The following is a 20,847-nucleotide window of genomic DNA, read 5'->3' on the forward strand; positions in this document are numbered from 1 at the left end:
ACGATCCCCTCATTGCAAACGAGGCGCACGTTCGCCCGCGTCTCCGACCTTCGCTCGAATAGCGGACACTGCCGAACGACGACATTGCCTCGGGTTTCGCGGCTATGGGTCGCGTCAGGCCGATAGCGGAAGGTTGGTCCTTCGTGCTACCTTGCGTTCCAGAGCCGGTTTGGGCGCGCGGGGCGAGAAAATGGCCGTGGGCGGAGCCAATACTGCGGACCGTAACATCATCACGGTTCTCGCCGTCGACATGGTCGGCTCAACTCGCCACATCGCGACTTGCGATCCCGATGAGGCTCAGGCGTTCTTGGACCAATGGCTGGAGCATATCCGCAATTCGGTGGAGCGCCTTGGCGGACAGATCGTTCACTATGCGGGCGACGGCGGCATTGCCATATTCGGCTGGCCTACCGCATATGAGGATCATGCGGATCGTGCGTGCCTGGCTGCCTGGGACATTCAGAGCCATAGCCAATCGACCGGCCCCGGGGGAGATCCGGTCAATCTCCGCGTCGGGCTTCACTCCGGCCTGGTCGGTTTGCGCATGGGCGGAAAAAATGCAATCGCCCGCTTCGACGTTGCCGGCGCGACCGTGCACGTCGCTGCCAAGCTGCAGCAGGATGCAACCGCCGGCGAGATCCGGGTTAGCGCCGAAACCGCAAAGCTGTGCCGATCGCCACTCGACCTCACGGCCCACAGGACGACTTCGGGAATCGCCGATCGGCTGATCGAAGCCTACACGCTGCATGCCCGGCCTGACGACGTCGATCACAACGACATCGCCTGCCGCTATCAAAATCCGATCGTGAACCGGATCGACGAACTTGCGCAGGTTCGAGAGCTACTCCCGCGCCCGGGCGGCAGCAGCAGCTCGATCGCCTTGCTGGGCGAACCTGGCATTGGCAAGAGCCGGCTGGCGACGGCCATCATGACCGAGGCGCTGACATCCGACGTGAGCTGCTATGTCTTTTTTGGCGGCGTGCAGCGGCGTGTCACCGCCTTTGCCGCGGCCCGGACCCTGGTGGGCGACATGCTGGCTGCAAGCAGCCTGTCGTCGGATGACCATGTTCGCGAGGCGCTCGCGGAACTGGACGTCGAGGCAGGCGATCGCAGGACACTCGAAGCCCTGTTCGTCGTCGCAAAGACGTCGGCGCGCCAACGATTGAGCGACAATACGCAAACGCAAATTGCACGCGCACTCGTCAATGCCTTCCTGGCATTGGCGCTCAGCAGACCTACTCTCTTGCTGATCGAAGACCTCCAGTGGATCGATCCGGAAAGCCGCCATTTCCTGAAATTGCTCGCGCGTGCGGATACCCCACGGCCGCTTTGCATATTGCTGACGGGACGTCCGGAAGCGTCGGACCACGCCATGCATATTGCGGAATCGATCATTCATCTGCAGCCGCTGTCGCGGACCAATATGGAGGCCTTGGGACGCCAGTTGTGGCCAAGAGATCGATCCCCGGCGGTGCTTGCGAGAGCCGTCGATCGCGCTGACGGTGTCCCCTTCGTCCTGGAAGAGTTCTTGCGCTCGGCGGACGCGACGAACGCAATGAGCGAAAAGTCACTGCCTCAGAGCGTCGAGTCCGTGATTCATGCGCGCCTACAGCGCCTGTCACCGAAGATAAAGGCATTCGCACAGACGCTCAGCCTGCTCGGAGAAGAGGTTGAAATCCAACTGGCCACGGCGGTGCTCGGCGTGGAGGTGGACGAACTTTTTGCCGCTCTGTACGAGCTTGCTCGATTTGCTTTTGTCCATCCGCTTGCGGGCAACACCGCGCGTTTCCGCCACCAGATCATTGCCGAGGCCTGTGCCAACACGATACCGCGCGATCGGCGCTGGGAAATCCACCGGACCGCCATTCAGGCAATCGTGCAGCGTTACCCAAACCTGGACGGTCGTTACGAGCAGCTGGCCTTTCATGCGGAAGAAGCAGGAGATCCCGGCGCCGCGCTTGGCTATCTCTGGGAGGCCGCCGTCGAGGCGCGTCGCAACGCTGCGGCGTCGTCGCTCAGCTTGATATATGATCGCGCGCTCAAGCTCGTCGAGCGTCTGGGGGAAGCTGCCGAAGAAAAATATGTCGATTTCGGCCGAATGAGCTTCGCTTCGATGTTGCAGCTCGGCGAATTCAAGAAGGTCAACACGCATTTGCCGCGAACGTTGGAGCTGGCGCGGCGCCAGGGCAGGATTGCCCAGGTGTGCAGCGTCCAATCGCAACTCGGGATGCTCTATTGGTTTGAGGGGCGGTATGAAGAAGGGCTGCAGATCACGCGCGAGGGATTGAAGACGGCTAGATCGCTGAAATCGCCCGCGCTGATCTTTTCAAATCAAACCATCATGGCCAATCTGTTGCACAGCATGGGCCACGTCGATCGCGCGATTGCGGCGATGGACGAACTGAATGAAATGCTCACGGGAGAACTCGAGACTGCCCGACTCGGAACGCCAGCCGGCCCCAAATGCACGGTCCTGGCATTCAGAAGCTGGTTCATGAATGCAACGGGTCAATATGCTGAGGCGCTTGAATTCGCCTCACGCGCATTGGAAATTGCAGTTCGCGAACAGGATTCATATGGGGAAGTGCTCACCCGTATTACGATGGGGCGAAATCTCCTCATGCTCCACCGGAATGACCAAGCCGTGGAATGTCTGTCGATTGCGCGAGAGATCGTCGAACGCAACGGCTACGACGCCAGCAAGGCCAACCTGACCGGAGCACTGGCGACCGCGCTGGCACGAGCAGGCCAAGCGCACCAGGGCATCGACCTGGTGGAAGCTTGCATGGAAAGCGGCGCGCATCTGCGGACGGGCCAGATCGAGCTCTGTCTTCTCTATACGGGTTACGCTGAGGCTCTCGTTCGGGACGGCAAATCCAGGCGTGGCCTGAACGCCTTGGATGATGCGCTTTCCATCGCCAGAACCATCGGGAATCCATGGCTCATCGTCGAATGTCTCGCTCTGAGGGCGCGACTGCTCGCCGAAGCGAAGCCTGACGCTCCCCGCGCCGCTGAGGCTCTCGCCGAGATGCGCGCAATTTGCGATCAGTTTGGCATCGTCGCCTGGGACGTATCCCGGCTCATGAATTAGCGGGATTTCGTGGGTCAGCCGCGCTCGACCGGCGCAGTCCGAGATTCAGGCGGCCGGCTCGAGAGCAACGACCTTGACGGGAATTGGCCACGAAGTACAATCGCGGCCTCCGGTGGCTAGTTCTGACAGCTCCCGTCGCCGCCGGGCGAGCTGCGCTTTTTCTTTCGCTCGGCTCCGCACGTCTCCTGCGCTGCAGCGCCGACGCTGATTTCTTCCGGTCTGATTTCGCCTGGTTTCGAAAAAATAGGTGGTCAAGTTGTAGTTTACGGAGGGTCATGCGATGGATCGTGTCGCTTTCCTCATTCGCTTTGCGCTGATCGTTGCGGCAATCTTCGGAATTGAAGCCGCTCTTGGCGATCCACTCGCTCTCGGCGAGCCAATATATGTCAACCAGGGCCCAGATTGGACAGCCGCAGAACGGGCTGACTATTACACGCGCGACCAGGGCTCGCGCCTGATCCGCCTCGCCTGGCTACGGGCATTGAAAGCGAAGGACGGACAGCCCTTCCTCGCGGACGGGCTGGCCCGATACGGCTTTCTCCCAAATCCCGGCAATACCGACAACCTTCCCGTCGGCCTCCATACCACCGGTCCGGCGGATTCTCTGATGGTCGGGATAACGTGCTCCGCCTGTCATACCCGACAGGTTGAAGTGGACGGCAAGGCGTATCGCATCGATGGCGGACCGGCCTTCATCGATTTCCAGGAATACTTCAGCGATCTGAACAAGGCGGTGGGAGACGCCACCGCCAGCGAGGCGGCGTTCGCTGCATTCGCGGCGGCCGTCTTCCAACCAGCAGCGCCCTCTCCTGCTGATATTGCCGACCTGCGTCGGAAGGTTGATGCATGGCACCGACGCGTCGATGCATTCGTGGCCGGGACAATGCCGCCAGTGGGCTGGGGGCCTGGACGGCTGGACGCAGTCGGGATCATCTTCAACCGCATCGCCGGGACCGACGTCGGGCCTCCGCCCGATTTCTTGATCAAGGAGAACATGAAGACTGCCGACGCTCCCGTCCGGTATCCATTCCTGTGGAATACGCCAATGCAGAACCAGACCGACTGGGCCGGTTTTGTGTTGAATGGAAACCGCGTTTTCGCGCTTGCCCGGAACACTGGGCAGGCTCTGGCATTCGGCAATTTCGAACCCAAGCGTTCGTCCGGCCTATTCTTCGACTATGCCAACTCCGTCAACTTCGATGGACTGGAAAGACTCGAGAAACTGGTCATGAAAATTGGCCCGCCAAAATGGCCAGAGCAGTGGCCTTTCGACTCGAAGCTGGCTGAAAAAGGGCAGAAACTCTACGAGCGATACTGCAGTGACGGCTGCCATGAGAAGAAGGAGATCCACGCCCTGCGTGACCTGTTCACTACGACGTGGGAGACGCCGATCAAGAACGTCGGCACCGACACGCGTCAGTACGATGAGCTCGGTTGGAGAGTGAAGACCGGCGCGCTGAAAGGAGCAGGTATCCTGGGGATCGCCAGGTTTCTCGAGGAGGAGGATTACGCCGTCCACATGATGTTCAGCGCAGTCGCCGGTACGATTCTGGACCACAAGCTGCATCTGGGGAGCGAGCTCGGTGCCGGTGACGGCTTTGGCTCCTCCGTGACTGCCGACGGGCAAGTGGCGCATTCCGAACGTCCCTCGCCGGTGCAGGCCTCCAACGCGCTGCCCAGCAGCGCGCAACCTTCGGAACCACCAGAAAGCCTGACGATCGAGTCTTGGACGCTCCTGAAGCGCACTCTCCACAGGGGCGAGTATGAAGCTCGCGTGCTGGAGGGAATTTGGGCCGCGGCGCCCTATTTGCACAACGGCTCGGTGCCGACTTTGGCGGAATTGCTCGTGCCACCCGCGCAGCGCATGTCACAATTTAATCTTGGCACGAAATACGACATCGAGAACATCGGTCTTGACGCCAAGCAAGCGGGACCATCTCGCAAAGTCACCGATTGCAACGACCTCAATTCAGGAAACAGCCGGTGCGGGCATGACTATGGCACGCACTTGACCAACGACGAAAAGAAGGCACTCCTCGAATATTTGAAGACTCTCTGAGAGCCTCGGCTGAAGAAGCCGCTCACGGTGCCGCAGGGAGAGTTGCCAGCCGAAGCACATCTGCGACATCGGCTGCGGCTTCCAATGCGTCGACACGCGACCACAACTCCTCGGCAGCGCTTGGTCCAACGACGGACATCGCATTGTCGATAAACTTGCTCCGGATCAGCCCCTCGGAGACTGGCCGTTCGACACTGCCGAGCGCGAATTCAATGAGGGGGGACGCAAATGACCTTCCCCTGCTCGTGACCGTGACGCGGCCGGCCGGCCGGCGCCGTTCGCCGCTCATCAAGTCATCGATCGCGGGATCGACTTCCGCACGAACTCGCCCGGCCAGTTGAAGCAGATCGGCTCGCGCAAAAGTCTCGGGGGCATACCATCTGGAAACGGGATGGATCCCAAGAAGCAAAGCTGCGATCGCAAAGGGGAAACTGAATTGGGCATCCACCATCGTCGCGGGTGCCGGATCCATGAAATCCCGACAAAGACCGCTCGATGTATGAACGACAACATGGTCGATATCGACGGGGCCAAGCGAATTGTCCCTGGCCAGTTGCTCCAGGGCTTCCATGGCGGTGTGCATCCACCGGCACACCGGATAGGCCTTGAAGGCGCTGCCGAGGATTGCCCATTCCTCTCCCAGGTCGGCGGTGAGCCCCTCCTCCTCGAAGCAATCAGAGCCAAGCATGCGCCACAGCCCCGTCGGGCCGTCCAGCACGCTTTTCGATCCGACGATGCCGCATCCATGCATCTGCACGGCGCGTACGCCCGCCTCCGCCGCGGGCGCATTGAAGTCCTTGAGCGAAATCAGCGGGCGCTCATCGAAGTTGTACTTCCGCAGACTTGGTACGCTGGAAAGCGTGGCGGCAAGCCCCACGGCGTTGTTCATTTCGTCAGCGTCAAGCTGCGAGAGTTTGCCGAATGCGATGCAGGCGGACACCGTCTGGTGCTGGCAGACACCGTAGACTTCGCGAAAGCGCTCGATCGTCGGCTGAATTGAACGGATGAGCCGGTTGTTGATCTCATAGGCGGCGACGACCGCCGTCAGAAACTCGCTTCCGCTGACCCGGTTTGCGAACGCCCCGCTCGCGGCGGCGGCAATGATCGTAGCGCCGGGGTGCCCCATGCCCTTTCCGGCAATCTCATAGCCGTCATCGAAATCAAGGGCATTCATGCATGCGGAGTTGCCAAAGGCGGCAGCAGCCGAGCCCAATTGCAGGCCCGCCCCGAAGACGGGAACGTTTCCGTGCGCATGTTCCAACCGGAGGTATTGCAGGAATTGTCGCGCCAGTGACGTTCCCGCGCCGGCGACGCCGCAGCCGAGAGTGTCGAGGATATGAAGTTTGGCCTTCTTGCGAACCTCGGCGGGTATGTCTTCGATCCGAAGCTGCGCCGCGAACCGGCAAACCTGCGCTGTCAGAGCTGACGCCACCTCGTTCATGTCGAGGCGCCGTAGAACCGTTGCTCGTAGGCACTCGCGAGGGAAAGCGTCACGGGGCCCGGCAACCCGTCGCCAATCCGACGTCCATCCACCGAACGCACCGGCGTCACGCCGCCGAACGTGCCGGTCACGAACGCCTCATCCGCCCCGTAGACCTCCGCCAAGGTGAAGTCGAGCTCTCGGCATTCGAGACCGAGACCGGCACAGATCTCGATGATCTTGGCCCTCGTGATTCCCTTGAAGCAAAACCGCCCTGTCGATGTTTCGACCCGTCCATCCCGGACAATGAAGAAGTTGGTGGAGTTGCAGCTCGACACAAAGCCCGACGGATCCAGCATCAGTGCCTCGTGGGCACCGCTGCTGATGGCTTGAAGCAGGGCCTGAATCAGATTCAGGCGGCTGTGCGAGTTCAGCCGCAGGTCGAAGACATCAGGACTGCTGCATCGGAAAGTGGAGGTTGCGATCTTCATTCCGGAAGCCTTGATTTCCGGATCAGGCAGCTTGTACTCGGCGGTTATCGCAACGGTCGCCCTGCCGAGCGCGTTCCTTGGGTCCTGGTGGACGGTTCTCTTTTCCCCACGCGTGACCATGAGGCGGAGATGCGCTCCATCCTCCATTCCATTGGCAGATACGGTCTCCTCCAGGGCGGCTCGCATCTGGGCGACCGTCATGCCGATGTCTATCGCGATCGTCTGGGCACCCCGGTAGAGCCGCTTCAGATGCTCGTCGACCAGGACGAGCTTGCCGCGGCTGAGACGAATGCCTTCCCAGACGCCGTCTCCCAAGCCAAAGCCGGCATCGAAAATCGAGACCACGGCTTCTGATCTGGGCACCAGCCTGCCGTTGAGCCAGATCAACACGTGCGCGTTGCGTGGGTCTTCCACTGGCGTCTGAGCGCCCTTGCTCTCGATCATCGGACCATGCCTAGAAGCTGAATTCGGTGAAGCGGGTCAGGAAGGCTTTGGTGCGCTCTTTCTGGGGAGCCTTGAGCACCTGGTCGGGTGTCCCCTCCTCGTGGATGCGCCCCTCATGAAGGAAGAGAACGCGCGTCGCAAAATGATAGGCAAAGCCAAGCTCATGCGTGACGAGCAGCATCGTCCGGCCCTCCCTGGAGAGATCGAGGATAACTTGCAGCACCTCGCCCACCAACTCCGGATCGAGCGACGACGTGGGTTCATCAAAAAGCAGGATCTCGGGATCCATCGCAAGCGCCCGCGCGATGGCGACGCGTTGCTGCTGCCCACCCGAGAGCCGTGAGGGAAACTGGTCCGCCTTTTCGGCAAGCCCTACCCTTGCGAGGTAGTGGCGCGCCCTGGTGGCCGCCTCCGATTTGGATTTGCCGAGGACCGAGAGGGGTCCCTCCATCACGTTTTCCAGCGCGGTTTTGTGCGGGAACAGATTGAACTGCTGGAAGATCATTCCGATCCGCGTGCGCAGCCGGCACAGCTCGGCCTCGGGATAGCGGATTGCACCCAATCCGTTCTTGCCGGTCGCCTGCCCGATTGCCTTGCCGTCGAGCCAGATGCGGCCATCGGAAGGCGTCTCCATGAAATTGATGCAGCGGAGGAAGGTGCTCTTTCCGGACCCGCTCGAGCCAAGAACAGCGATGCGTTCGCCGGGCTTCACCGCCAGATCGATGCCGCGCAGCACGTGGTTTTCACCGAAGCTCTTGTTGAGGTTCTCGACCCGCAGAATGTCGTTGTCCATAGGATCAGGCTCCCCTGGCATTCAGCCGGCGCTCGAGCAGATATGCCGCAAGCGTACCGGGATAGATCAGGACGAAGTAGATGATCGCCACGACCGTAAAAGTTTCGAGCGGCAGGAATGTCTGCGTGCTCAAGGACCGAGCCTGATACATCAGCTCATTGACCGTGATGACGGAGGCGATCGAGGTCATCTTGGCGAGCTCGACGCCACGGTTCGTGAATGCCGGAATCATCCGCCGCAGTGCCTGCGGGAGAATGATCCGCTGCATGACCTTCCAGTACGGCATGCCCAGGGCACGTCCTGCTTCCCACTGCCCTCGGAAAATCGATTGCAGGCCGCCACGATAGATCTCTGCACAATATGCCGATGTGTTCAGGCAGAGTCCCAGGCTTGCGGCGACGAACGGCGTGGTCTGGACGCCCGTCAGCACCGGAAACGCGTAGTAGAACCACACCAGCTGGACCAGGACAGGCGTGTTCCGGAACACCTCGATGTACAGTGAGGCGGGCCAATTGATCCATTTGCGCCGAGAGCTTCTGGCGATCCCGAGGAACAGGCCGACGATTAGTGAGAACGTGAAGGCTATTGCCCAGAGTGCGAAGGTCAGGCCGATGCCACGCAGCAGCAGGTCGGTATTGGAGAAGATTTCGGCGAACTGGAATTCGTAGCTCATGTCAGTCGCCGTTTCCGTGCAGGCGCGCTTCGACCCGACGCATGACGAGGCTTGCAGCCAGGAGAACGGTGAAGAAGATCGCTGCGACCGCCGTATAGGTTTCAAGCGGCCGGAAGCTCTGTGAGGCGACCGTCATCGCCCGGTAGAGCAGTTCTCCGTAAGCGACGGTAGCTGCAAGCGCCGTCGTCTTGACCAACTCGAAGGACCGCTCCATCAGAGGCGGCACCATCCGGCGTATGGCTTGAGGCAGGATGATCCGCCACATGAGCTTCGTGTAGTTCATGCCGAGGGCACGCGCAGCTTCCCACTGGCCCTTTTCGATTGAAACGATGCCGCCTCGGAAAACCTCGGCGAAGAACGCGCCTGATTGGACCGATAGCGCCAGCAGGGCCGCCGCAAAAGGGCTGAGGCTGACGCCGGTGACGATGGGCAAGCCGTAAAAATACCAGAAGAAATGAACGAGCGGAGGTGTGTTCCTGTAGAACTCGATGATCGCCGTGGCCGCAAGCGACAGCACCCGGGATTTGGCCAGGCGCATGAGTCCGAGAACGAGACCGATCGCCATGCCGAGAACAATGGCGCATGCCGACAGCCAGAGAGTATTGAGCAGGCCTCCGAGAAGGAAGCCTGCATTGTTCCAGACGGGGCTGAAGTCCCAGGTATATCGCACGGCAGCTACCCCCGCACTTGCAACCGGGCGGGAAACACGTAACCCCGCCCGCCTCGGTGTTACGGCAGAGCCATCATTTCCATTGTTCGCGAACGATCGCGGGAGCTTTCGAAGCGTCGATGTTCCGGAACTTCAGGTACTCCTCGTAGATCCGCTGGGTCTCGCCGGTCGCGTAGTAGTAGGCGAGCGACAGCCCGAGCCAGTCACGCCACGACTTGTCGGTATCACGGCGTACGCCCGCGCTCGTGCTCGAGGCGCGAATGGGTTCAGGCAGGATAACCGTGCCCTTCTTGACCCGCGCCTGAAGCATCACGAGCGCGGGATGAAAAAGCGAAATCGCATCGACGCGGCCGGCCTGGAAGGCCGCCGCAGTTTCATCGCCTGACGGGAAGCGCTCGATCTGCGCGTTGGGAAGTCTCGTGGTGATATCGCGATCGGGCGACGTGCCGAGGACGACGCCGATCCTGACCTCCGGCTTGTTGAATTCGGCCCACGACTTGGCCGCGAGGCCGTCGCGAACGAGCAGGCCCTGCGCATACCAGAACATCGGCTCGACCGGGAAATCGACGGCCAATGCCCGCTGTGGCGTGGCGTCGAGCACGAACATGACATCGAATTGTCCTGCCTGAAGCCCGGCAACCGCATTTCCCCATGTGGTCTCGACCGGAACGGGCTTCACGCCGAGATCGCGTGCAAGAGCAACGCCAACGCCCCAGCCGATGCCGTACCATTCGTTCGACCGCGCATCCTTGTAGAACCACGGCTCGCCTTGCGCGACGCCGATCTTGAGCTCTCCGCTGTCGCGAATGCGCTGAAGGGTATCGGTCGACGACTGCGCCTGCGCGCCCGATGCGGCGACGGTGGCTGCCGCGACGCCAACGGCGCCAAGGCTCAAAAGGTTGCGGCGGGATGTAGACGGCTCGGTCATGCGCTGTCCCTGTTCTGGATCGAACGAAATGCGGATTTTGGGAGGCCCTTGTCAGGCGCCGGCATCCCTCTGTCTTGCGAGGCATGACCGAGGGCTCTTGGAATTCCGTGTAATACGATTTCACCCGATAATACCAGAAGAACTTCTTCTCCCGCGTGCGCGATGAGCTCGCTGAAATCCCTGAGGCCTCGATCGCAGCCTTCAGCGGAATCATTTTTTCCAGAAGCGGTCGATGCAGAGCATCCGACAGTCGCAATTCTTCGTTCTGAAGAACTTTCCTTGCCCGCCTGGACCGCCGGGGATGGTCCGGACGTTGAGCACGGCACCAGTCTCGATTATGGTTGCCACCCCGATCCGGAAGGCCATGCCGATGACCAAACCCTCCGAAAAGCGCTTCCCCGCCCCCGCCCTCGACACGCTGCCGGAGGACATCCGCGCGCGCCTCCTTGCCGTGCAGGAGAAGAGCGGCTTCGTGCCGAACGTATTCCTGACACTGGCCTACCGGCCCGAAGAGTTTCGTGCATTCTTCGCCTATCACGATGCGCTGATGGAGAAGGACTCCGGCCTCACCAAGGCCGAGCGTGAGATGATCGTGGTGGCGACCTCGGCCGCCAATCAGTGCCAGTATTGCGTGATCGCGCACGGGGCGATCCTGCGCATCCGCGCCAAGAACCCGGTGATCGCCGACCAGGTCGCGGTGAACTACCGCAAGGCCGACATCACGCCGCGGCAGAAGGCGATGCTCGATTTCGCCATGAAGGTCTCGGCCGACGCGCAGCGGATTTCGGAAGAGGATTTCGCGACGCTTGCCCCGCACGGCTTCAGCGACGACGACATCTGGGATATTGCCGCGATCTCGGCGTTCTTCGCGCTGTCGAACCGGCTCGCGAATTTCACGGGCATGCGGCCGAACGACGAGTTCTACCTGATGGGACGCCTGCCGAAACAATGATCGCGCCGCTCGACTGGCCGGAAATCGTGCTGCGGCTTGGCACCGCCACGCTCGCGGGCTGCGCCATCGGCCTCAACCGCGACCTGCACGGCAAGCCGATCGGGCTGAAGACGCTCGGCATCGTCGGGCTGTCGACTGCGACCGTGGTGTTGCTGGCTGCCCAGTTCGCCGAGCCCGGCAAGATCTCGGACGCGGCAAGCCGCGTCATCCAGGGCATTTTGACCGGCATCGGCTTTCTCGGTGCCGGCGTCATCGTCCATGAAAGCGAGCGTTTTCGCGTGCGGGGCCTGACCAGCGCCGCCTGCACATTCCTCGCCGCCTGCCTCGGGATTGCCTGCGGGGCCGGCGAGTGGCCGATCGTCGGCACGGCGTTCGTCCTGGCTTTCCTGATCCTCACCGTCGGCAACCGCACCGAGCACTGGCTGCACCGCGCGCTCGGCGGTGAGGAGGAGTCGCATGATGCCGAGACAACGGCGAAGCGAGACGCGCGGGAGCGGTAGCACGCGGACTAAATGCCTCCAAGCTGACCTGAACAAAACCTTAAACGCACTTGTGCTTAATCACGATGCCAACGAAGATATGGGAGTTTTCGCAAAACCCGCTCCCGCAATGACCCAGCTCGCGATAGTCTACTTTTCCGCATCCGGAAACACCGAGAAGTTGGCACGGGCCATAGAGCACGGCGCAGCTTCGACTACCGATGTGACCCTCTGCCGGATCAGCGGCGATGACGTTGTCTCAGGCCGCTTTCAGAATGAGATGTTGCTGCGCACCATCGACGCGGCAAGGGGAGTGGCATTTGGCAGTCCGACTTACATGGGCGGACCTTCCGCTCAGTTCAAAGCGTTTGCTGATGCCTCCAGCGACAGATGGAGCAAACAAAAGTGGGCAAACAAGATTGCGGCAGGCTTTACGACGGGCGCCTGTGCGAGCGGCGATCAGCTTCACACATTGACTTACTTCACGATTCTCGCCGCTCAACACGGCATGCTGTGGTGTGGCCTGGACATTCCAGGAGGAGAGGATCCCAGTGACCGCAATCGTCTCGGGAGCCAGCTTGGACTTGCGACTCACCTTGTTGATGGGGCCTTGCCCCAAAGTGACCTGAGCACGGCGCAATATCTTGGCAAGCGATTGGCTCAGATCATGAGCCGTGATGTCCCTTAGCGGCTCATCGCGAGATAATACGCCGCGCACGAACTTGGTCGCTACAGGGGCAAGCAGACTTAATCCTCGTCGCGCCACCGGCCGGTTTATGGGTACACTCTAGTCCCCGTACGGCTTCGCCTGATGCCTCTACCTTGAAGAGCAACACATGCAGCACGCCTATGCAGGCGAGCGGGGTTCTGGACTCAGTCGATCCCATTTACGCTCACTCGCAGGCATCATCGGTTCTGGACCCGCAACTTATGCATTATGTCACGTCTGGTCGCGCCAGGCTCGCTACGGAAATCGTGGGCGACGGCACTCCCATCATCTTTCTTCATGCCAACGTGTGCGACCGGCGCATGTGGCATGACCAGTTGATTGGATTAGGCGCCGCTCATAAGGCGGTTGCTTATGACCGCCGCGGCTTCGGCGAAACTCGCGCCGAGCCGGAGGACTTCTCCGCCCTCGCAGACCTCATCGCGGTGCTGGATGCGACCGCAGACGACCAGCGGGCAATCCTCGTTGGCTGCTCCCTCGGCGGGCGCATCGCGCTTGATGCCGCACTCCGGCACCCGTCGCGTGTTGGCGCCCTCGTTCTGATCGCCCCCAATGTCGCAGGCGCACCTGATCCGGTCTATCCTCCCGAGATCGATAGACTGATGACGCAATCAAGTGAGATTGAGGCATCAGGCGATCTGGACCGGTTGAACGCGATGAAGGCGCGTCTCTGGCTGGACGGACCATTGGCCCCCGAAGGCCGCCTCGCCGGTCCGGCTCGCGATCTGTTCCTTGACATGAACGGCATCGCGCTCCGGGCCTCGCCGTTCGGATCGGACATCGACATTCAACCCTTCTTCCACCGCCTCAATGAAGTCGCCGTGCCGACGCTTGTGATCTGGGGCGATCTCGACTTTCCCTACGTTCAGGAACGCTGTCGTCACGTGGCAGCGACGGTACCAGGCGCGGAACGTCGTGAGATGCCGGGTGTCGCACATCTGCCCAGCCTGGAGCGCCCGGCGGAAATCACAGCCCTCATTACCGAATTTGTCGCTCGATGCAGGGGATCAGCCGAGTAGACGTGAGAGTCTCGCGATCGAATTTCGTGCCAATTGCGCGAGAGGCCACAAGTCATGCTGACAGGACGCTGGCAGCAGCGCTCGCTTAGGCATGTCCGGCCCGCCATTGATGCGGGCAGACGAACCATCGATGGCATCCGGAAAACGGGGGAATGAGGCGACAATGACGGATCGTACGGGAGGATGTGCTTGTGGGGCGATCCGGTTCAGGATCACGGCGCCGCTGAAGGGCGTCGGGGTCTGCCACTGCACCGACTGTCAAAAGACTTCCGGCGGCGGGCCGAACTATGTCGCACTCGCGCCCAAGACCGCACTCGAAGTCACGAAGGGCGAGGCGCGAGTTTACGTCTGCAAGGGCGACAGCGGCGGCGACGTCGGTCGCGCCTTCTGCCCGGATTGCGGGTCTCCGCTGTGGAGCCTGCCGCCCGATGCGCCGTTCCTGACTATCAAGCTCGGCGCGCTCGATCACAATTCAGACCTGACGCCTGCCCTGCATCTCTACACGTCCTCGGCGCCGCCATGGCACCTGATGCACGAGGGGTTGCCGACCTTCCCGAAGATGCCGCCATCCCCGCCACCCGGAGCCTAAGCGACTACGGCTGACAGCGATCCGTTACTAGCGGCGGCGACGCGCCGCTAGCGCATCAACTCGAGCGCAGGGGCGAACCGCTCGGAAAACGTCAATGTCCTGGCATCGCGGGCTGCGGCAAGCGAAGCCGAGATGAAGCTGTGAAACCCTATTGTGGCGACCGCGAGCAAGGCGGCGGCGAAGACCAGACGGCGCATTCCTTCCTCCTTTGTGGGCTCGACTACCCGTTAGGATGGAACGGCTTTGTTTCAGGACCTCTTCGTGCGGCCGGAAAATGATTTCGCTCAAGAGACCGTGATGAGGTCGGGCCGACCAGGACGCTCCGGCAAACAACGGAATACCTTCGTATAGCTTCCCCATCCCTTTTTATGCCTGCCGCATCGGCTCGTACAATTGAGCGGCGGTGAGAGGTTCTTATGCTCGCGGACTAGTCCAAAGCGACGCATGAACCGCGCGAACTTCATTCTCGAACAGCGCGACCAATAAAGGTCACCGTCGTTTTACGGCGGGCGCGAGCCAGGTCGGGAATTTTGCGCTCGGGATCACGATCGTGAATCGCAAGACTGCCGCGACAAGCAGCTCTTGCCGGAATGCAGGGTCTTCGAGGAATACTCAGATGAACGTCGTCATTCAGAAGCTCAATGGCCTGTGGCACCTGATCGTCGGGTCGTGTCAGATCCGAACTCCATTCCTGGAGACACAGGACCGGGAGCTGGTCGTGACATACGCCCGGCGCGTCTATCCCGGCGCCAGGATCTTCGAGCGCGACTGACCTCGCGCGCTAGTCCTCCGACGCCGGTCCGCACCAGCCCGGCAGATAGATCGCGTCCTTGATCTTTGCGGCAGCCAACGCCTTTTCCAGCGCCTTGTCGAAATTGGCATCGACCGCCTTGCGTGACAGCTTGCGGCGCAGATAGTCGGCCCACAGGAATTCGGAGAAAGGCGTGGTGTCCTTGGCGAAGCCGCCCATGCGGCGGAGCTCGCCGGCGAGGCTGCGAAACGGATCGTCCTTGAGATCGGCGACCGATTTCGGCAGGTCCTTGAAATGCCGCCGCTCGCCCTTGGCATCATAGGGGTAGACCCAGCGCTTGTTGTCCATCACGCCCCAGAAGGCGTCACGCTCGACCATCCTGAGATCGCCGACGATGGTGACCAGCACGTCCTTGACGCCTTCGTCATGCAGCGCACGGGCGAGGTGGTGATGGTCGATGACGTAGTAGCGCTGGTCCGGCCCGTAGACCACGGGGATCATGTGCTTGCCGAGCGCGTCCGCCTGTTTGTTCTTGTCCTGCTCACGCCACCGCTTGCGCTTCTCCTTGACCTCGCGCATGCCGACCGTCATCTGCGTCGGCCTCAGCGACAGGATCGGCACCGGGTGTACTCTGGGCTCGCGCGTGTTGGTCATGATCGAAAACCCCGCAAAGGTTGCACACAAGTCCCTACGATTATGCCATGACGGCCGGGACGGCAAACCAGGTTCCACCAAGTACCGGAGACGACCAGCGAAGGATAATGCCGAATGCGCGGATGCCCGCTGTATTTGCGAAGATTTTCTGCAACGCTTCGCAGCCCTGTGCTATCTAAACTTTGCTGCTTTGAAGGCTGATCCGCGACCGATCCTTTGGCATGAAAACCCAGCGGCCCATACCCTCGGACGACGAGCACCGGGTGCTCCAGTTCAGGCCGCGCAGCCAGCTCCAGGGCGTCCCCCGGCGGGGAAACGGGACCGTACAACCGTTGCACGTCCAGCCCGCGCCGGAACCGCTCGACCTCTCGCGCTACGAACAGCCCCGCGACGAGCCGGACGACTTCCGCCACCGCATGCTCGCCAACATCGCGGCCCTCGCCTTCACCATCGCGCTCACCGCGATCGGGATCTGGCTCGCGGTCAGCATTGCCGACCTGCGCCGGACCCAGGATTGCGTGCTGATGGGCCGGCGCGACTGCGTGAAGATCACGACGCCGCATATCTAGGCCGGCCGACCCCCGGTTCGCGGGCCTCCGACCGGCATCCCCAGCCCTGTCCTTGGGCCCTGCCCGGCTCCATTGAACTCAGGGCGGCCGTCCGATATACGGGCACTCGACCCGGCCAGAGGGCGTTTGAGGGCATCACTCGGGGCGCGATGCCCGCCCACCGTGCCTCTCTGGCAAATCTGACAAATACCCGCAATATATCAAAGGCTTAGTGATGTCCTCCACATTCGATCAGGTCGCCACGATCATCGCTGAAACCTGCGACATCCCGCGCGACACGATCACGCCGGATAGCCATGCCATCGACGATCTGGGCATCGACAGCCTCGATTTCCTGGACATCGCATTCGCGATCGACAAGCAGTTCGGCATCAAGCTGCCGCTCGAGAAATGGACCCAGGAGGTCAATGACGGCAAGGCGACCACCGAGCAGTATTTCGTGCTGAAGAACCTGTGCGCGCGCATCGACGAGCTGGTGGCCGCCAAGGGCGCGAGCGCCTGATCGCGCGACCATGCAACTCGAATACTTCCACATGATCGATCGCATCGTCGACCTCAACGTCGACGAGAAGCGGATCGTCGTCGAAGCGCTTGTTCCGAAGGAAAGCACCATCTTCGAGGGACACTTTCCGGGCTATCCCCTGATGCCCGGCGTGCTCCTGATCGAATCGATGGCGCAGGCCTCGGGCTGGCTGCAGCTCGGCGTGTTGAAGTTCGAGCGCATGCCGATCCTTGCCGCCGTGAAGGAGGCCAAGGTCCGCGGCTCCGTCTTCCCCGGCGATCTCATGAGCATCGAGGCGACCCTCGCCCATGAGGGCTCGGGCTATGCCATGACCGAAGCCAAGATCAGGGTCGGCGGCAAGCTGCGCGCGAATTCGACGCTCACCTTCACGCAGATTCCCTTCCCCAATGCGGATATGCGCGGCTACATGGATGCGTTCGCCAAGCGCATCGGCTTTCCGCAACAGGCCGTATCGCCATGACTGACACTCCTGCTACGAAGCCCGGCCAGACGGAAGTCTGGATCACAGGCATTGGGCTTGCCACGTCGCTCGGCGAAGGGCTGGACGCCAACTGGGCCGCGCTCGGCGAGCAGCGCATCAACGTCGACGAGAAGGGGTTTGCCCCTTTCATCGTGCACCCCCTGATGCCGGTCAGTTTCGACAGCCAGATCCCGAAGAAGGGCGACCAGCGCCAGATGGAAGCCTGGCAGCGCATCGGCACCTACGCCGCGGGCCTTGCGCTCGATTCGGCCGGGATCAAAGGCAACAAGGACATCCTGTCGAAGATCGACATGGTCGTCGCGGCCGGCGGCGGCGAGCGCGATCTCAACGTCGATACCGGCGTGCTCACGGCCGAGGCCAAGGGCGCCAATGCGCCCGGCTTCCTCAACGAGCGGCTGATGAGCGATCTGCGGCCGACGCTGTTTTTGGCCCAGCTCTCGAACCTGCTCGCCGGCAATATCGCCATCGTGCACGGTCTCGGCGGCACCTCGCGCACCTTCATGGGTGAAGAGGTCGCGGGCGCGGATGCGACGCGCATCGCACTGGCACGGATCGCCTCGGGCGAGAGCGACATTGCGCTGGTCGGCGGTTCGCATAATGGCGAGCGCAAGGACCTGATGGTCCTCTACGAGTTCGGCGACTTCAACCTGAAGGACAAGTTCGCTCCCGTCTGGGCGCGCAAGGACCACGCCGGCTTCGCGCTCGGCTCGGCCGGCGCGTTCCTGGTGCTGGAATCGAAAGCCCATGCGGAAGCGCGCGGCGCAAAGCCGTTCGCGAAGCTGACGAGCGTGGTGGCCGATCTGGCCAGGCGCAAGCAACCGGGCGAATTGACCGCGACGCTTCAGAAGCTGTGGTCGAAGCTCCCTAGGCGCGAGGGCAAGGGCGCGATCATCACGGGGGCAACCGGCGCGGAGCCGGCGACTGCCGAGGAGCGCGCCTTCCTCGAGAGCCATGCGGACTTCCCGGTTCGCGCCACCGGTACCATGTTCGGCCACACCATGGAGACTCAGTTCCCGCTCGGAATTGCGCTCGCCGCGCTGTCGCTCTCGCGCGGAGCCCTGTTCCCGCCGAACGATTCGACCGGCCTCGAGATTGAAATGCAGTCGGCTCCGACCCAGATTGTGGTGGTGGGCGCCGGACACTGGCGCGGCGAAGGCATGGCGCTGGTGGAAGCGGTCAGCTAGCCGCGCGTTCGGCTGGTTGTTTGGCACGATTGAGACGAGCGGGGAAACATGACAGCACCACGCGACAAATTCGGGCGGCCCATCGTCGTCGTCACCGGCATGGGCATCATGACCTCGCTTGGCGCCGGCAAGGCCGATAACTGGTCGAAGCTCGTCGCCGGGCAATCCGGCATCCGCACCATCACGCGCTTTCCCACCGACGGGTTGAAGACGACGATGGCCGGCACGGTCGATTTCGTCAGCGTCGATCCGTTTTCCTCCACCGGCCTCTCCGAGCGGATGGCCGAGATGGTGACGGAGGAAGCGCTGGATCAGGCCGGCATCGGCGCCAAGGGTGATTTCCCGGGCCCCCTCTTCCTCGCCGTCGCGCCGGTCGAGGTGGAATGGCCGCAGCGCCGCGAGCTCGGCCGCGCCGTCGGCAAGCCCGACTTCACCTACGACGATCTCCTGCGCATCTCCGGCGGCGGCAAGTACAACGCCTATCATCACCGCTTCATGTTCGGCTCGGTCGCGGCCCATCTCGCCGAGACCTTCGGCACCAAGGGCTCGCCGATCTCGCTGTCGACCGCCTGCGCCTCGGGCGCGACCTCGATCCAGCTCGGCGTCGAGGCGATCCGGCGCGGCGAGACCGATGCTGCGCTGTGCGTCGCGACCGACGGCACCGTGAACCCCGAAGCGCTGGTGCGCTTCTCGCTGCTCTCGGCGCTGTCGACCCAGAACGATCCGCCGCAGGCAGCCTCAAAACCGTTCTCGAAGAATCGCGACGGCTTCGTCATGGCTGAAGGCGCCGGCGCGCTCGTGCTGGAAAGCTACGAGGCTGCGACCGCGCGCGGCGCAAAGATACTCGGCGTGCTCGCCGGCTGCGGCGAGCTCACCGACTCCTTCCACCGCACTCGCTCCTCGCCTGACGGCAAGCCGATCATCGGCTGCATGAACAAGACGCTGGCCGATGCCGGCATGGAGCCGGGCCAGATCGACCACATCAACGCCCACGGCACCGCGACGCCGGAAAACGACAAGATGGAGTTCAACACGACGTCGGCCGTGTTCGGCGAGCTCGCGCAGAAGATTCCGGTTACCTCCAACAAGTCGATGGTCGGCCACACCATCTCGGCCGCCGGTGCCGTGGAGGCGATCTTCTCGCTTCTCACGCTCGAGCATCAGCGCATCCCGCCGACGATCAACTACGAGACCCCGGATCCCACCATCCTGTTCGATGTCGTCGGCAACACCGCGCGCGATGCCCGCGTCACCGCCGTGATGTCGAACTCGTTCGGCTTCGGCGGCCAGAACGCCTCGCTGATCCTGACCCGCGAACCGGCCTGACCGGACGCGGCATGGCGCTGATTTCTATCAGCACGAAGATTCGCGCGCGGAATGCAGCCAAATCGATCGGTGGCAGCCTGATCGGCGCAGCCACCGTCGGCATGCTGCGCACCACGCGCTATTTCGATCCGGTCAAGACCTCCGACTTCTTCGCGCGCGTCACCAAGCTGATCGGCCCGCGCCTGCGCGAGCACCGCATCGGCCGCGCCAATCTCGCTGCGGCCTTTCCCGAGAAGTCGCCGGAAGAGATCGAACGGATCCTGATGGGCGTGTGGGACAATCTCGGCCGCGTCGGCGCCGAGTTCGCCCATATCGACCATGTCTGGGATTACGATCGCGCGTATCCGGAACGCAGCCGCATCGAGCTGCCGCCGCGCACCATCGAGCTGTACGACCGGATCAGGGACGACGGCAAGCCGGCGCTGATCTTCGCCTCGCATCTGGCCAATTGGGAATTGCCCGCGCTCGCCGCCCCCGCGCATGGGCTCGATGCGGCGATCCTCTATCGCCGGCCGAACATCGCCTCCGCCGACCGCATCATCCAGGAGATGCGCCAGATCAACATGGGCACGCTGATTCCCGCGGGCCGCGATGCGCCCTTGCGACTCGCGCAGGCGCTCAAGGACGGCAAGCACGTCGCCATGCTGATCGACCAGTATCTGACTGGCGGCGTCGAGGTCACCTTCTTCGGCCGCAAGACCCGCGCCAATCCGATGCTGGCGCGGCTGCTCCGCCAGGTCGAATGCCCGATCCACGGCGTGCGCATCATCCGCCTGCCCGGCTATCGTTTCCGCGCCGAGCTGACCGAGGAGATCCCGCCGGTGCGCGATGCCGACGGCAAGATCGACGTCCAGGGCACGACGCAGGCAATCACCAACGTGGTGGAGAGCTGGGTGCGCGAATATCCGGAACAGTGGCTCTGGCTGCATCGGAGATGGCGGTAGGCAGCACAGCTCTCTCCGTCATAGCCGGGCTCGTCCCGGCCATCCACGCGCCTCCAAACACGGGATCAAAGACGTGGATG

At 62.3% G+C, this 20,847-nt stretch carries 22 protein-coding genes; 14 read left to right on the plus strand and 8 right to left on the minus strand.

Going from position 1 to position 20,847, the window contains the following annotated elements:
- Positions 1–190: 190 nt before the first annotated feature.
- Together ACV1FX_RS04390 and ACV1FX_RS04395 are read left to right on the plus strand one after the other, a co-directional pair.
- The gene (locus ACV1FX_RS04390) at positions 191–3,091 is read left to right on the plus strand and encodes an ATP-binding protein (protein WP_473116322.1); all 2,901 of its coding nucleotides are present in this window, start codon (positions 191–193) and stop codon (positions 3,089–3,091) included.
- A 280-nt stretch (positions 3,092–3,371) separates the two neighbouring features.
- On the plus strand, positions 3,372–5,150 hold the full coding sequence (locus ACV1FX_RS04395) for a di-heme-cytochrome C peroxidase (RefSeq protein ID WP_473116323.1): 1,779 nt from the start codon (positions 3,372–3,374) through the stop codon (positions 5,148–5,150).
- Positions 5,151–5,172: 22 nt separating this feature from the next.
- On the opposite strand, the gene ACV1FX_RS04400 is transcribed toward ACV1FX_RS04395, so the two are convergent.
- The 6 genes from ACV1FX_RS04400 to ACV1FX_RS04425 all read right to left on the minus strand — a co-directional run bounded on the left by ACV1FX_RS04400 (position 5,173) and on the right by ACV1FX_RS04425 (position 10,569).
- Positions 5,173–6,591, minus strand: a complete 1,419-nt coding sequence (locus tag ACV1FX_RS04400) for an MmgE/PrpD family protein (RefSeq protein WP_473116324.1) — start codon at positions 6,589–6,591, stop codon at positions 5,173–5,175.
- Positions 6,588–7,505: an aminotransferase class IV gene (locus ACV1FX_RS04405; protein WP_473116325.1), complete on the minus strand. Its 918-nt coding sequence runs from the start codon at positions 7,503–7,505 to the stop codon at positions 6,588–6,590. Before ACV1FX_RS04405 ends, ACV1FX_RS04400 begins: the two co-directional genes overlap by 4 nt.
- 10 nt (positions 7,506–7,515) lie before the next feature.
- The gene (locus ACV1FX_RS04410; RefSeq protein WP_473116326.1) at positions 7,516–8,319 is read right to left on the minus strand and encodes an amino acid ABC transporter ATP-binding protein; all 804 of its coding nucleotides are present in this window, start codon (positions 8,317–8,319) and stop codon (positions 7,516–7,518) included.
- Positions 8,303–8,971, minus strand: a complete 669-nt coding sequence (locus tag ACV1FX_RS04415) for an amino acid ABC transporter permease (RefSeq protein WP_473116327.1) — start codon at positions 8,969–8,971, stop codon at positions 8,303–8,305. The genes ACV1FX_RS04410 and ACV1FX_RS04415 overlap by 17 nt, the downstream gene beginning before the upstream one ends.
- 1 nt (position 8,972) lies before the next feature.
- Positions 8,973–9,641, minus strand: coding sequence for an amino acid ABC transporter permease (locus tag ACV1FX_RS04420; RefSeq protein ID WP_473116328.1), 669 nt, complete (start codon positions 9,639–9,641; stop codon positions 8,973–8,975).
- A gap of 73 nt (positions 9,642–9,714) precedes the next feature.
- Complete coding sequence (locus ACV1FX_RS04425) at positions 9,715–10,569, minus strand: transporter substrate-binding domain-containing protein (protein WP_473116329.1); 855 nt, start codon at positions 10,567–10,569, stop codon at positions 9,715–9,717.
- Between the two features lie 370 nt (positions 10,570–10,939).
- On the opposite strand from ACV1FX_RS04425, the gene ACV1FX_RS04430 reads away from it, so the two are divergent.
- From ACV1FX_RS04430 to ACV1FX_RS04450, 5 genes are all read left to right on the plus strand, one after another.
- Entirely contained in the window at positions 10,940–11,521 is a 582-nt protein-coding gene (locus tag ACV1FX_RS04430; protein ID WP_473116330.1) for a peroxidase-related enzyme, read from the plus strand.
- Complete coding sequence (locus ACV1FX_RS04435) at positions 11,521–12,021, plus strand: MgtC/SapB family protein (RefSeq protein WP_473116446.1); 501 nt, start codon at positions 11,521–11,523, stop codon at positions 12,019–12,021. The genes ACV1FX_RS04430 and ACV1FX_RS04435 overlap by 1 nt, the downstream gene beginning before the upstream one ends.
- Positions 12,022–12,130: 109 nt before the next feature.
- Positions 12,131–12,688 (plus strand): flavodoxin family protein, encoded by a 558-nt coding sequence (locus ACV1FX_RS04440; protein ID WP_473116331.1) that lies wholly within the window; start codon positions 12,131–12,133, stop codon positions 12,686–12,688.
- 242 nt (positions 12,689–12,930) lie between these two features.
- Positions 12,931–13,746, plus strand: a complete 816-nt coding sequence (locus ACV1FX_RS04445) for an alpha/beta fold hydrolase (RefSeq protein ID WP_473116332.1) — start codon at positions 12,931–12,933, stop codon at positions 13,744–13,746.
- Between the two features lie 163 nt (positions 13,747–13,909).
- Entirely contained in the window at positions 13,910–14,335 is a 426-nt protein-coding gene (locus ACV1FX_RS04450; protein WP_473116333.1) for a GFA family protein, read from the plus strand.
- Between the two features lie 47 nt (positions 14,336–14,382).
- On the opposite strand, the gene ACV1FX_RS04455 is transcribed toward ACV1FX_RS04450, so the two are convergent.
- Positions 14,383–14,532, minus strand: coding sequence for a hypothetical protein (locus ACV1FX_RS04455; protein ID WP_473116334.1), 150 nt, complete (start codon positions 14,530–14,532; stop codon positions 14,383–14,385).
- 419 nt (positions 14,533–14,951) lie between these two features.
- Here ACV1FX_RS04455 and ACV1FX_RS04460 point away from each other — a divergent pair, with 419 nt between their 5' ends.
- Positions 14,952–15,107 (plus strand): hypothetical protein, encoded by a 156-nt coding sequence (locus ACV1FX_RS04460; protein ID WP_473116335.1) that lies wholly within the window; start codon positions 14,952–14,954, stop codon positions 15,105–15,107.
- A gap of 9 nt (positions 15,108–15,116) precedes the next feature.
- Here the strand turns inward: ACV1FX_RS04460 and ACV1FX_RS04465 are convergent, their stop codons facing one another.
- Entirely contained in the window at positions 15,117–15,740 is a 624-nt protein-coding gene (locus ACV1FX_RS04465; protein WP_473116336.1) for a ParB-like protein, read from the minus strand.
- 221 nt (positions 15,741–15,961) lie between these two features.
- Here ACV1FX_RS04465 and ACV1FX_RS04470 point away from each other — a divergent pair, with 221 nt between their 5' ends.
- The 6 genes from ACV1FX_RS04470 (at position 15,962) to ACV1FX_RS04495 (ending at position 20,767) form a co-directional block, all read left to right on the plus strand.
- Positions 15,962–16,309, plus strand: coding sequence for a hypothetical protein (locus ACV1FX_RS04470; protein ID WP_473116337.1), 348 nt, complete (start codon positions 15,962–15,964; stop codon positions 16,307–16,309).
- Between the two features lie 214 nt (positions 16,310–16,523).
- Positions 16,524–16,811, plus strand: a complete 288-nt coding sequence (locus tag ACV1FX_RS04475) for an acyl carrier protein (protein WP_007592476.1) — start codon at positions 16,524–16,526, stop codon at positions 16,809–16,811.
- Between the two features lie 10 nt (positions 16,812–16,821).
- Positions 16,822–17,292, plus strand: a complete 471-nt coding sequence (locus ACV1FX_RS04480) for a 3-hydroxyacyl-ACP dehydratase FabZ family protein (RefSeq protein ID WP_473116338.1) — start codon at positions 16,822–16,824, stop codon at positions 17,290–17,292.
- On the plus strand, positions 17,289–18,497 hold the full coding sequence (locus ACV1FX_RS04485) for a beta-ketoacyl-ACP synthase (protein ID WP_473116339.1): 1,209 nt from the start codon (positions 17,289–17,291) through the stop codon (positions 18,495–18,497). The genes ACV1FX_RS04480 and ACV1FX_RS04485 overlap by 4 nt, the downstream gene beginning before the upstream one ends.
- Positions 18,498–18,545: 48 nt before the next feature.
- On the plus strand, positions 18,546–19,823 hold the full coding sequence (locus tag ACV1FX_RS04490) for a beta-ketoacyl-ACP synthase (protein ID WP_473116340.1): 1,278 nt from the start codon (positions 18,546–18,548) through the stop codon (positions 19,821–19,823).
- 11 nt (positions 19,824–19,834) lie between these two features.
- On the plus strand, positions 19,835–20,767 hold the full coding sequence (locus tag ACV1FX_RS04495; protein ID WP_473116341.1) for a lipid A biosynthesis lauroyl acyltransferase: 933 nt from the start codon (positions 19,835–19,837) through the stop codon (positions 20,765–20,767).
- Positions 20,768–20,847: the final 80 nt, after the last annotated feature.

This window comes from Bradyrhizobium ingae (assembly GCF_055791185.1).

Excerpts from the sequence above, each read along its gene's own strand:
- ACV1FX_RS04390 (WP_473116322.1), top strand. The coding sequence starts at position 191 with ATGGCCGTGGGCGGAGCCAATACTGCGGACCGTAACATCATCACGGTT.
- ACV1FX_RS04395 (WP_473116323.1), top strand. The coding sequence starts at position 3,372 with ATGGATCGTGTCGCTTTCCTCATTCGCTTTGCGCTGATCGTTGCGGCA.
- ACV1FX_RS04400 (WP_473116324.1), bottom strand. The coding sequence starts at position 6,591 with ATGAACGAGGTGGCGTCAGCTCTGACAGCGCAGGTTTGCCGGTTCGCG.
- ACV1FX_RS04405 (WP_473116325.1), bottom strand. The coding sequence starts at position 7,505 with ATGATCGAGAGCAAGGGCGCTCAGACGCCAGTGGAAGACCCACGCAAC.
- ACV1FX_RS04410 (WP_473116326.1), bottom strand. The coding sequence starts at position 8,319 with ATGCCAGGGGAGCCTGATCCTATGGACAACGACATTCTGCGGGTCGAG.
- ACV1FX_RS04415 (WP_473116327.1), bottom strand. The coding sequence starts at position 8,971 with ATGAGCTACGAATTCCAGTTCGCCGAAATCTTCTCCAATACCGACCTG.
- ACV1FX_RS04425 (WP_473116329.1), bottom strand. The coding sequence starts at position 10,569 with ATGACCGAGCCGTCTACATCCCGCCGCAACCTTTTGAGCCTTGGCGCC.
- ACV1FX_RS04430 (WP_473116330.1), top strand. The coding sequence starts at position 10,940 with ATGACCAAACCCTCCGAAAAGCGCTTCCCCGCCCCCGCCCTCGACACG.
- ACV1FX_RS04440 (WP_473116331.1), top strand. The coding sequence starts at position 12,131 with ATGACCCAGCTCGCGATAGTCTACTTTTCCGCATCCGGAAACACCGAG.
- ACV1FX_RS04445 (WP_473116332.1), top strand. The coding sequence starts at position 12,931 with ATGCATTATGTCACGTCTGGTCGCGCCAGGCTCGCTACGGAAATCGTG.
- ACV1FX_RS04450 (WP_473116333.1), top strand. The coding sequence starts at position 13,910 with ATGACGGATCGTACGGGAGGATGTGCTTGTGGGGCGATCCGGTTCAGG.
- ACV1FX_RS04455 (WP_473116334.1), bottom strand. The coding sequence starts at position 14,532 with ATGCGCCGTCTGGTCTTCGCCGCCGCCTTGCTCGCGGTCGCCACAATA.
- ACV1FX_RS04460 (WP_473116335.1), top strand. The coding sequence starts at position 14,952 with ATGAACGTCGTCATTCAGAAGCTCAATGGCCTGTGGCACCTGATCGTC.
- ACV1FX_RS04465 (WP_473116336.1), bottom strand. The coding sequence starts at position 15,740 with ATGACCAACACGCGCGAGCCCAGAGTACACCCGGTGCCGATCCTGTCG.
- ACV1FX_RS04470 (WP_473116337.1), top strand. The coding sequence starts at position 15,962 with ATGAAAACCCAGCGGCCCATACCCTCGGACGACGAGCACCGGGTGCTC.
- ACV1FX_RS04475 (WP_007592476.1), top strand. The coding sequence starts at position 16,524 with ATGTCCTCCACATTCGATCAGGTCGCCACGATCATCGCTGAAACCTGC.
- ACV1FX_RS04480 (WP_473116338.1), top strand. The coding sequence starts at position 16,822 with ATGCAACTCGAATACTTCCACATGATCGATCGCATCGTCGACCTCAAC.
- ACV1FX_RS04485 (WP_473116339.1), top strand. The coding sequence starts at position 17,289 with ATGACTGACACTCCTGCTACGAAGCCCGGCCAGACGGAAGTCTGGATC.
- ACV1FX_RS04490 (WP_473116340.1), top strand. The coding sequence starts at position 18,546 with ATGACAGCACCACGCGACAAATTCGGGCGGCCCATCGTCGTCGTCACC.
- ACV1FX_RS04495 (WP_473116341.1), top strand. The coding sequence starts at position 19,835 with ATGGCGCTGATTTCTATCAGCACGAAGATTCGCGCGCGGAATGCAGCC.